11 protein-coding genes and 1 pseudogene are annotated in these 9,871 nt (G+C 64.3%); 3 read left to right on the forward strand and 9 right to left on the reverse strand.

Features of this window, described 5'->3' with window-relative positions:
* Positions 1-235: 235 nt before the first annotated feature.
* The 7 genes from GPL20_RS38210 to soxX form a co-directional block, all read right to left on the reverse strand.
* A complete protein-coding gene (locus GPL20_RS38210) occupies positions 236-694 on the reverse strand; it encodes a DsrE family protein (protein ID WP_157337858.1) in 459 nt (152 codons plus the stop codon).
* Complete coding sequence (gene soxB / locus GPL20_RS38215; RefSeq protein WP_157337860.1) at positions 691-2,442, reverse strand: thiosulfohydrolase SoxB; 1,752 nt, start codon at positions 2,440-2,442, stop codon at positions 691-693. Before soxB ends, GPL20_RS38210 begins: the two co-directional genes overlap by 4 nt.
* 151 nt (positions 2,443-2,593) lie before the next feature.
* Complete coding sequence (locus tag GPL20_RS38220; RefSeq protein ID WP_157337861.1) at positions 2,594-2,902, reverse strand: hypothetical protein; 309 nt, start codon at positions 2,900-2,902, stop codon at positions 2,594-2,596.
* Complete coding sequence (soxA, locus tag GPL20_RS38225; protein ID WP_157337863.1) at positions 2,899-3,762, reverse strand: sulfur oxidation c-type cytochrome SoxA; 864 nt, start codon at positions 3,760-3,762, stop codon at positions 2,899-2,901. The genes GPL20_RS38220 and soxA overlap by 4 nt, the downstream gene beginning before the upstream one ends.
* On the reverse strand, positions 3,762-4,073 hold the full coding sequence (gene soxZ / locus GPL20_RS38230) for a thiosulfate oxidation carrier complex protein SoxZ (RefSeq protein ID WP_157337866.1): 312 nt from the start codon (positions 4,071-4,073) through the stop codon (positions 3,762-3,764). Before soxZ ends, soxA begins: the two co-directional genes overlap by 1 nt.
* Positions 4,074-4,171: 98 nt before the next feature.
* Complete coding sequence (soxY, locus tag GPL20_RS38235) at positions 4,172-4,663, reverse strand: thiosulfate oxidation carrier protein SoxY (protein WP_157337868.1); 492 nt, start codon at positions 4,661-4,663, stop codon at positions 4,172-4,174.
* Between the two features lie 24 nt (positions 4,664-4,687).
* Positions 4,688-5,041, reverse strand: coding sequence for a sulfur oxidation c-type cytochrome SoxX (gene soxX, locus GPL20_RS38240; RefSeq protein WP_157337875.1), 354 nt, complete (start codon positions 5,039-5,041; stop codon positions 4,688-4,690).
* Positions 5,042-5,285: 244 nt separating this feature from the next.
* On the opposite strand from soxX, the gene GPL20_RS38245 reads away from it, so the two are divergent.
* Positions 5,286-5,960 carry a DUF938 domain-containing protein gene (locus GPL20_RS38245; protein WP_157337870.1) on the forward strand — a complete coding sequence of 225 codons (675 nt, stop codon included), beginning with the start codon at positions 5,286-5,288 and terminating at the stop codon, positions 5,958-5,960.
* A 34-nt stretch (positions 5,961-5,994) separates the two neighbouring features.
* Here GPL20_RS38245 and GPL20_RS39865 read toward each other — a convergent pair.
* A pseudogene (locus GPL20_RS39865) lies at positions 5,995-6,348 on the reverse strand (ATP-dependent DNA ligase); the annotation flags it as partial.
* Entirely contained in the window at positions 6,345-7,382 is a 1,038-nt protein-coding gene (locus GPL20_RS38255; RefSeq protein WP_157337877.1) for a ligase-associated DNA damage response exonuclease, read from the reverse strand. The pseudogene GPL20_RS39865 and the gene GPL20_RS38255, both read right to left, overlap by 4 nt.
* A 130-nt stretch (positions 7,383-7,512) precedes the next feature.
* Between GPL20_RS38255 and GPL20_RS38260 the strand changes: the two genes are divergently transcribed.
* Together GPL20_RS38260 and GPL20_RS38265 are read left to right on the forward strand one after the other, a co-directional pair.
* On the forward strand, positions 7,513-8,439 hold the full coding sequence (locus GPL20_RS38260; RefSeq protein WP_157337872.1) for a class I SAM-dependent DNA methyltransferase: 927 nt from the start codon (positions 7,513-7,515) through the stop codon (positions 8,437-8,439).
* A 115-nt stretch (positions 8,440-8,554) separates the two neighbouring features.
* Positions 8,555-9,784, forward strand: coding sequence for an ABC transporter substrate-binding protein (locus GPL20_RS38265; protein WP_157337873.1), 1,230 nt, complete (start codon positions 8,555-8,557; stop codon positions 9,782-9,784).
* Positions 9,785-9,871: the final 87 nt, after the last annotated feature.

The raw sequence follows: 9,871 nt of genomic DNA on the forward strand, positions 1-9,871 counted from the left end.
ATGACGCTGATCCATTACCGACACCTCACTCCAAGGCATGGACGGCCTCCCGAATCGACCAATCCAGCCATGTTGATGTGTCAGCTATGTCTCCGAACACCCGTCAGTGATCTGTCCGGGCTAAACAGAAGGCGGGCGATCCAGTATTCCGAGACAGCGAGGGGTACGGAGGTGCTGCGGCGTACTGGATTCCCCGCTTTCGCGGGGAATGACACCGAGTATGCGCCGGCGCCCCTTACGGCCGCACCACCGTGTACCCATGCTCCGCCAGGTACAGGATCTGCCCGACCCCGACCTGCACCGGCGTGGCGGCTTGGATGAACTCCGGCCGCTTGCCGGTCTCCCGCTCGATCGTGTCGACGGTGTTGAGGCAGACGTCGAAGCGCACGCCCTGTGCGATCAGGCTCTCGACCTGCTTGCGCCGCTCGCTGCCTGACAGCAGCAGATCGATGCCGGGACCGAACGCCACCACCTCGATTGCGATCTTGTCCGGGTCGTAAGCCTTCAAGAGGTTGTTGGCGACGCTCAGGACCAGCGCCTGTTTCTTCGCATCACCATCGGAGAGCTGGAGCACGACCTTGTGCTCCGCGAATGGCTTGTCCTGGAGCGGCACCTGTTGCGCTGCGGCCGGAGCAATCATCGACCAGGCAAAGAACGCCAGAACGATCGCGAAAAATGTATGCGAGCGCGTCATCCCTGTCCTGCAATGCCTGGATTGCCTTCGACGCCTTTCAGCGTGACGCCGGAGCCGAGCCGCTCCGGCATCATCCGGCCCGAGCGCAGATATTTGGCGACCACATCCCACACGGGTGCGCCCTGCTGGCCGTTGACCGAGGCCCAGCCCGCGACCTTGTAGCGGTGGCTGGCGCTGAGCGCCTTGCCGTCGTTGAGCTTCAGCTCGGAGATCCGGCTGCCGATCACGGCCTCCGGCGCGCAGGTGTAGCTGAGCCCGCCGGCGCGCACCATGTCGCCACCCTGCTGGTAATAGGGATCCGCGTTGAAGAGGTTGTCGCAGATGTCCTCCAGCACGTCCTTGATCTCTGCGCCGGTCATCTCCTGCACATAGGTCTCGGGATAGGTGATCGCGGTCTCCGCGAGCACATCCTCCATGGTCAGTGCCTGGCCGGACAGCGCGGTGACGCCCCAGCGGAAGCCCGGCGACAGCGCGATCTCGGCGTCAAGCTCGGTGCGCAAGGCCGCGCAGATCAGCTCGTCGATTGGCCCTGTGAAATTGCCGCGGCGGTAGAGCAGGCGGTCCGGCGTTGCGATCTTCTCCGACCAGTCGGTCACACGGGGCGCGCGCAGCCGGCCGATCAGCTCGGCCATCGCCGGATCGGGCTTCAGCAGCTCGGAATAGACCGGCAGCAGATGATAGTGAATGTCGCTGACCTTGCCCTTGTCGAGCGCGAGATCGAGCACAGCAAGGAATTTTCCGTTGGAGCCGGCATTGGTGACGAGCGTGGTACCGCTCGGGTTCTTCACGGGGATCGGCTGCGGCACGGCGTCATGGGTGTGGCCGCCGAGGATGACATCGATGCCGGTGACGCGGCTTGCGAGCTTGAGGTCAACATCCATGCCGTTGTGCGAGAGCAGGATGACGGCGTCGACCTTGTCGGTGCCTCGCAGGGCATCGACATGCTTCTGCAACTCCTCCTCGCGGATGCCAAAGGTCCAGTCCGGCGTGAACCGCTTGGGATGCGCGATCGGCACATAGGGGAAGGCCTGGCCGATGATCGCGACCCGACGGCCGCCAAGCTCCCTGATCGTCGACGGCTTGAACACGCGCCCCGTGGCCTTGTCGAAGGCGAGGGCGTCGTTGAACGCGGCCTCCTCGGTGAGGAAGACGTTCTGCGCCAGAAACTCGCCCTTGAAGCGCTCGAGATTGTCGCGCAGCGCCTGCTCGCCATAGGTGAATTCCCAATGCCCGGTCATCGCCTCGATGCCGAGCAGATTGGCGACCTCGACCATGTCGCGGCCCTGCATGACGTTGGCGAGTCCGGTGCCCTGCCAGAGGTCGCCGCCGTCGACGAGCAGCGAATGCTTTTCGCCGGCATCGCCGCGCAAGCGATCGATCAGCGTCTTCAGATGGGCAAAGCCGCCGAGCTTGCCAAAGCGGCCCGCGGATTTCTCGAACTCGAAGCAGGTGAAGGCATAGGCATCCGCGCTGTCGGGCCGGATGCCGAACCGGTCCAGGAAGGCGCGTCCGACCAGGTGCGGCGGCCGCCCCGCCATCTCGCCGATGCCGATATTGACGCTGGGCTCGCGGAAATAGACCGGGTTGAGTTGCGCATGCGTGTCGGTGATGTGCAGGATGCGCGCATTGCCGAAGCGCTCGATGTCATAGATGCTCGCGGTGTCGGCACCGCGCGCGAGCCGCGGCAGTGCAACAGATGCGGCGGCAAGGCCTGCGCTCTTCAGGAAATCGCGGCGGCGGATGGCCATCTCAGATTCTCCGCGCCCTCAACGATGTCGACCGTTCCTAGCATGATCCGGACCCGAAAGGCCGCGGTAGCGCAAAATGTGTAGCGGTTTTCCGGCAAGATCATGCTCAAAGGATGATGTGGAGCGCGATGTTCTCGCGCGCCAGCCCAGTCTAGCGGATTTCCATCGCCTTCCAGGCTTCTTTTTCGGTCGTGGCCTGGAAGATCGACGCCTTCGCCAGTGCCTCGGCCTCTTTCGCTGCGGCAATTGCGCGGTCGAAATCGCCGCCATCGGCCGCCTTCCTGGCTGCCGCCAGCGCCGAGACGGTCACGGTCCACTGGTTGCGCATGCCGGCTGCTTCCTTCGAGGCGGCTTCCGCGGCGGCATAGGCCGCCTTGTAGTCCGCTTCCGTTGCCGCGTGTGCCGACGGCAGCGCGACGGTCGACGCAAACAGTATGGCGAGGAGACATGACCGCTTCATGGCCGTGCTCCCGGCCCGGAGATCGGCAGGCCGTTGGCGACGTAGGAGAGGAAATATTCGACGTCGCGATATTCGTCCGACTGCGGCTCCAGCGGAACCGCGCGGGTCTGGCTGTTGCAGGTGACGAAGCGGCGGCTGGTCGTGCCCATGCCGCTCCATTCGGAGCGGTAGATCGGCATCGCGTTGAGGATGCCGAGCGCCGGCGCCAGGATCTCGGCGCGGATGCGCTCGCCCGGGCTCTGCACATGGCAGCTCGCGCAGGAGAAATTCATCTGGCCGCGCCGCGTGTAGAAATAGCGCTTGCCGTTCTCGAATGCCGCGAGCGCGCGGGGATCGTCAGGAATCTTGATGTCCATCGGCTTGCCGCGCGAGGTGAAGGCCATGTAGGCGGTGAGCGAGGCCATCTCGTCCTTGACGTAGGAGTAGGGCGCCTCGCCATTGGCTTCGCGGCAGCGGTTGAGCGCAAGCTCCAGTGTGACGACCTTGCCTTCCTTCGTGTCGAAGTAAGGATAGTTCTGGCGGATGCCGATGCCGCCGTTCGGGAAGCAGTCGGCATAGGTCTTGCCGTTCTTGAACGGCGTCGCGAACATTTCCTTGCCGGCATCGAGCGCGAACTCGTAGGGCGGGAATTCTTCCTTCTCCTGCCATTGCCGTTTCATGTCCTCGTTCATGGAATAAGGACCGTTGACGAAATCCTCGTGCTTCACGTTCGGAAATTTCTGGAAGAAGAAGTTCTGGAACGCCTTGGCGTCAGCCGCGGGGTCGACCTTGTCGGCCGCGACCACGCGCGGAGCGGCGAGGGCGAACGCGACAAGCGCGGCGCCGAGCGAGCCAAGCAGGAGGGAGAGGCGGGCCTTCATCACGAAATCTTCGCGGTGGTCGTATCCGATCCACCCTTATTGTCGGTCCAGGAGATCTTGAGATCGTCGCCCTTCTTGGCGCCCTTGAAGCTGAACTTCACGTAGGGGTCCTTGGAGACGGCGGTGCCCCAATTGGCAACGAAGACGTCCTTGCCGTTACACTCGAACTTCAGCTCCTGGATGAAATGCGCCGGGATCAGCTCGCCCTTGGCATCCTTGACCAGGCCGGTATCCATGGGATGCTGGATCAGCGCCTGCACCTCGGTGATGTCGCCGTTGGCGTTGGCGCGGACGCGAATGCTGGATGCCATCTGTTTCTCCTCAGAGCCCGATCCGGATCCGAAGGACCGCGTTAGCGAAAGGTGCGCAGCGGTTTTCCGAAAAGATCATGCTCGAACAATAAAGTAGTTTAGCCGCCGCAGCCGCCGACGGTGACCTTCACTTCCTTGGTCGCACTAAAGAGCTTGCCGTCGGCCTCGACGATCGCGACCACGTTGGTGGTCTTCGCCATCTTCAACCGGTTGGCGACGCCCGGGATCGTGCCGTCGGGGATCTTGTAGGAGGCCGCCAGCGCGAATGGATTCTCGGCCACGAAGAACGAGATCGAGGTCACCTTGTCGAGCGTCGTCGTCACCGAGACCGGCACCACGCCGCCGTTCTCGGCGATCTCCGGCGCATCCAGCTTGACCTTGTCGGAGGGCTCGGCGGTCTTGCCGTAGAGCGCCTTGATCGCGTCGGCCTCGCTCTTCTGCTTGAACGCCTCTTCCGGATATTTGTCGTTCGCCGCCGCGCGCGCCGGGCCGGCCGCGAACGGCAGGTTGCCAAGGCCGATCAGCGCAACAGAGGCCGCGCCCTGAAGGATCAGGCGCCGCGTCGGATGAGGGCCGGTGGTCGTGGTCATCTCAAGTCTCCTGGCGGTCGGCCGCTACAGGGTTTGCAGGAAATCAACGATCGCGCTGATCTCCTGTTCGGTCAAAATCCGGTTCCGGCCGAACGGCGGCATCATGGTCTGCGGATTGCGCTTGGTCTCGTCGAAGATGATCGCGGCAAGCTCGTTGCGATCGGGGTATTTCGCCTTGATGTCCTTCAGCTCCGGGCCGATCGTTCCCGGCAGGTCGCCGCCCTTGATCACGTGGCAGGTCAGGCAATTGCCCTTGCCGCGGTCGAAGGCGAGTTTTCGCCCCTCGGTCGCGGCGGTTTGCGCCCGCACCGGGCTGGCGAGGCCGGCGGCGATGGCCAGCAGGAGGAACAGGACGGGCGTCCGGAAAAGGGCGGTCAAGGCGTCATTCCGAGGCGTTGTGTCGATGGTCTCGATCGCGGAAATAGAAGCGTTCCAAAGCACAAAGGCCATCGCCTGACAATCAAGACTATGCATGCAACGAAATGGAGTTAATATCTTCCGCATTGCAACTGAAGAGATTATTTGTTCGGCGGATTTGGCCCGGGGCGCGGCCGGCTGATTTGAGGCATTCGGACGCCCGTCCTGTTTTTGATCTCGGTCTCGGTTTTTCAAGGGGACTCACTTGGCTGAACATATCTCCGAATTCGGCAGGGACGGCGGCCGGGTCGAGTCCGATGGGCGGCTCGATGCGCCGGCGTTCCATCGCAACCACGAGCCGATCTGGGCGGCGCTGGAAAAGCATCTCGCCGGCGCGGCCGGCGATGTGGTCGAGCTCGGCAGCGGAACCGGCCAGCACGTGGTCCACTTCGCCCGCCTCACGCCCGGCCTGATCTGGTGGCCGAGCGATCTCAACCAGCGCCATCTCAGAAGCATCGAGGCCTGGCGCGTTCATTCGGGCCTGCAAAATGTCCGCGCACCCCTGCGGATCGATCTCACCGATCCCGACTGGTGTCCCGAGATGCGAAGCGGGCAGGGGCCGACCAGCCTTGCCGCCGTGTTCTGCGCCAATGTCATCCACATCGCGCCGTGGACCGTGGCCGAAGGCCTGTTCACCGGCGCCGGCCGTTACTTGCGCGCCGGCGGCAAGCTGTTCCTCTATGGTCCCTTCAAGCGCGACGGCAAGCACACCGCGCTCAGCAATGCCGTGTTCGACACCTCCTTGCGCGAAGGCAATCCCGACTGGGGCGTGCGCGACATCGGTGACGTCGCGACGCTGGCGCAGGGCGCGGGGCTCGCTCTCGTCGATACCATCGAGATGCCCGCGAACAATCTGACGCTGGTGTTTTCGCGCGGTTGAGGCGTTGCCGACTTGGGTCTGGGTGCACGCCGCGACGCCGGTGCGCTCCCTCCCCCCTTGCGGGGGAGGGCGGGGGAGAGGGGTGGCTCGGAAAAGATTCGTCATGGCCAAGCACCCGCCGCGGCCACATCAGCGCCACTGTCTCCGAGAGATCGCCGACGTAATCGTAACTCAATCCAAACAGCACCTCATCCGTGCGCGCCGCGATGAGGTCGCGGATCAGCGCCGGCTTGGCATGCTTGAAGCTCAGCGCTCCGGTCAGCGCGGCCAGCGCGTAGCCGCGGTCGGGATCGCCGACCTCGCGGAAATAGCCGGTGATCAGCCGCAGCTTGTTGTTGCGGCCGGGCTCGTAGGCGAGGCGGTCCAGCAGCTCGGCGAAGCGGTTCATGCCTCGGCCTCGTCTTGAATTGGCGTCTCGCTCTCCTCCTCGTCGCCATAGCCGACGAGATCGAGCGGCTGCGCCTTCAGGCCCTTGCTCCGGCACCAATGCACCAGCGCGTCTTCCTGGCCGTGGGTGACCCAGATCTCGCCGGCGCCGGTCGCCGCGATCGTCGCGGTGAGGCCGTCCCAGTCGGCGTGATCGGAGATCACCAGCGGCAGTTCGATGCCGCGCTGCCGCGCCCGGGCGCGCACGCGCATCCACCCCGACGCAAATGCGGTGACGGGATCGGGAAAACGCCGCGTCCAGAGATCGGATGTCGCGGACGGCGGCGCCAGCGTGATGGTGCCGGCGAGCGCCGCCTTCTTCACGCCCTTCGCCGGCCTGAGCTCGCCGAGTTCGATGCCGCGGCTCTGATAGTAATGCGTGATCGCCTCCATCGCACCGTGCAGATAGATCGGTGCGTCGTAGCCGGCCTGGCGCAGCAGCGCGATCACGCGCTGCGCCTTGCCGAGCGAATAGGCGCCGACGAGATGGGCGCGTTCCGGAAACAGTGCAACGGAGGCCAGCAGCTTCTTCACCTCGTCGCTCGCATCGCCATGCCGGAACACCGGCAGGCCGAACGTCGCCTCGGTGATGAAGACGTCGCACGGCACCAGCTCGAATGGCGTGCAGGTCGGGTCCGGCGCGTCCTTGTAGTCGCCGGAGGCGACGATGCAGGTGTCCTTGCAGGTCACCGCGATCTGCGCCGAGCCCAGCACGTGACCGGCCGGGTGAAATTTGACGGTGACGTCGCCGAGCCGGATCTCCTCGCCGTAACGGATAACTTGCGTCGATCCGGCAAAATTCTCGCCATAGCGCAGCCGCATCATGTCCAGCGTTTCCTGCGTCGCCAGCACCGCGCCATGGCCGGCGCGGGCATGGTCGGAATGGCCGTGCGTGATCACGGCCCGCTCGACCGGGCGCACAGGGTCGATATGGAAGCCGCCGGGCTTGCAGCACAGGCCGGCAGCAACTGGCAGCAGGATGTCCTGGGGGCGCATGGTGGTCATATAGTCACCGGGCCCCGATATTCACCGGTCATGCGCGGGCTTGACCCGCGCATCCATCTCCCTAAACAGTGCCATTTTTGATGGGTTGCCGGATGCCCGGTACTGACGAGCCAAGTTCCCAATGCCCCTGCGCCTGTTCCTGACCTCCGGCGATCTCATGGCCGACCGCCGCTTCGAGTTCGCACGCGACCTCCAGCTCAAGGGCGATCTGCCGGCTGCCGCGGATTTGCTGGAGCAGGCGATCGAGCTTGCGCCGAACTTCACCTCGGCCTGGTTTACGCTCGGCGAAATCCGTCAGCAACTCGGCGAGCGCGACAAGGCGATCGCGGCGTTCCGCAAAGCGCGGGCCTCCGACCCCGGCGATCAGCACGGCGCCGGCCTGCATCTGATGCGGCTTGGCGATGCAGAGATGGCGGAGATGCCAAAGGCCTATGTGCAGGCCCTGTTCGACCAATACGCACCGCGCTTCGAGCATGCGCTGATCAACGATCTCGGCTATCGCGCGCCCGCACTGATCTTCAAGGCGGTGCTGGCCGCGCGCGTGGCCGCAAAAAAGCCGGCCTTCTTCAAGCGCACCATCGATCTCGGCTGCGGCACCGGGCTCGCGGCCGCCGCCTTTGCCAAGCAGGTCGATCACTTCATCGGTATCGACCTGTCGGCGGGCATGATCAAGGAGGCGCGCGCCACCGACCTCTATGCCGAGCTCGAAGTCGCCGACATGATCGAGGGCCTGCGCACCAAGGCGGATGCCAGCGCGAACCTCGTCGTCGCCGCGGATGCGTTCGTCTATCTCTCCGATCTCGCGCCGGTGCTCGCCGAGGCCAGGCGCGTTCTCGTGCCCGGTGGCGTGCTCGCCTTCACGCTGGAGACGCATGACGGCAGCGGCATCGTGCTCGGCGAAGGCCTGCGCTATGCCCATTCCACGGAATATGTGCGCAGCGCCCTCGCAAAGGCCGGCCTCAAGCTGCTGACATTGGAGCCGGCCTCTCCGCGCAACGAGAACAATGAGCCGGTGCGCGGCCTCGTCGTGGTCGCCGAGAAAACTTGAGTCTAGGCGCTAAAGCTCTGTAATTTAAGCGTCATTGCGTCGCAAAGCGACGACTTCCTACTTGCGAGCTGAGCTGCGATGTCAGCACAATGCGCGCATTAGGGAGAAAACAACAATGACCAAGAATCCATCGCGGCGCGATTTCAGCGCCGCCGCGCTCGCCACCATCGCTGCATCCACCTTGCCTGCGCCGTATGTCTGGGCCGCGGAGAAGAAATACGATGCCGGCGCCAGCGACACCGAGATCAAGATCGGGCAGACGGTGCCGCATTCCGGCCCCGGCTCGCTCTATGGCGTGCTCGGCCGCGTCGGCGAAGCCTATTTCCAGATGCAGAACGAGAAGGGCGGCATCAACGGACGCAAGATCAAGTTCCTCACCATGGACGACGCCTACAGCGCGCCGAAATGCGTCGAGGCGACGCGGCGCCTGGTCGAGCAGGAGGAGGTGCTGGCGCTCTACGGCTCGCTCGGTACCGCGCCGCAGACCGCCGTGCACAAATACCTGAACTCCAAGGGCGTGCCACAGCTCCTGCTCAACACCGGCGCGTCGAAGTGGAATAATCCAAAGGAGTTCAAATGGACGATGGCGGGCCTGCCGCTCTATCCGACCGAGGCGCGCATCCTGGCGCGGCATGTCATCGCTGTGAAGCCGAACGCCAAGATCGGCATCCTCTACCAGAACGACGATTTCGGCCGCGACTTCCTGGGGCCCTTCAAGAAGGTGCTGGCCGATGCCGGCGGTACCGCTCAGGTGATCATGGAACAGACCTACGATCTCACCGAGCCGACCGTCGATTCCCAGCTCATCAATCTTTCGAAGTCGGGCGCGGACGTCTTCTACAACATCTCCACCGGCAAGGCGTCGTCGCAGTCGATCCGCAAAGTGGCCGAGCTGGGCTGGAAGCCGTTGCAACTCTTGTCGGCGGGCTCGACCGGCCGTTCGATCCTCAACGCCGCGGGCCTCGAGAACGCCACTGGCATCGTCGCCATTCGCTACAACAAGGAGGTCGGCCTGCCCAAATGGGAGAAGGACCCGGACGTGATGGCGTTCGAGGAGCTGCGCAAGAAGTACACGCCGGCCATCGACCCCGACAACACCATCGCCTTCGCGGGTTACGGTCAGGCGGTGACCATGGGCGAGATCCTGCGCCGCTGCGGCGACGAACTCACCCGCGCCAACGTGCTGAAGCAGGCTTCGACCCTCGCCGGCTTCCACTCGCCCTATTTCCTCGACGGCGTCAACTACAGCTACACCCCCGAGAACTACACGCCGATGAAGACGCTGTTCATCTCCACCTTCACCGGCAAGGACTGGGACATCTCCGACAAGCCGATGTCGGAGTAGAGGCTCCGTGCCTCTTCCCCTCTCCCCGCTTGCGGGGAGAGGGTGGTTGGACTCGCGGAGGCACCACAAACTCGTCATGCCTGGGCC

This window comes from Bradyrhizobium cajani (assembly GCF_009759665.1).
In the GTDB taxonomy this organism is placed as follows: domain Bacteria; phylum Pseudomonadota; class Alphaproteobacteria; order Rhizobiales; family Xanthobacteraceae; genus Bradyrhizobium; species Bradyrhizobium cajani.

Coding starts and splice junctions, on each gene's coding strand:
- GPL20_RS38260 (WP_157337872.1), top strand. CDS start 7,513: ATGCCCCTGCGCCTGTTCCTGACCTCCGGCGATCTCATGGCCGACCGC.
- GPL20_RS38210 (WP_157337858.1), bottom strand. CDS start 694: ATGACGCGCTCGCATACATTTTTCGCGATCGTTCTGGCGTTCTTTGCC.
- GPL20_RS38265 (WP_157337873.1), top strand. CDS start 8,555: ATGACCAAGAATCCATCGCGGCGCGATTTCAGCGCCGCCGCGCTCGCC.
- soxB (WP_157337860.1), bottom strand. CDS start 2,442: ATGGCCATCCGCCGCCGCGATTTCCTGAAGAGCGCAGGCCTTGCCGCC.
- soxZ (WP_157337866.1), bottom strand. CDS start 4,073: ATGGCATCCAGCATTCGCGTCCGCGCCAACGCCAACGGCGACATCACC.
- GPL20_RS38220 (WP_157337861.1), bottom strand. CDS start 2,902: ATGAAGCGGTCATGTCTCCTCGCCATACTGTTTGCGTCGACCGTCGCG.
- soxA (WP_157337863.1), bottom strand. CDS start 3,762: ATGAAGGCCCGCCTCTCCCTCCTGCTTGGCTCGCTCGGCGCCGCGCTT.
- soxY (WP_157337868.1), bottom strand. CDS start 4,663: ATGACCACGACCACCGGCCCTCATCCGACGCGGCGCCTGATCCTTCAG.
- GPL20_RS38255 (WP_157337877.1), bottom strand. CDS start 7,382: ATGCGCCCCCAGGACATCCTGCTGCCAGTTGCTGCCGGCCTGTGCTGC.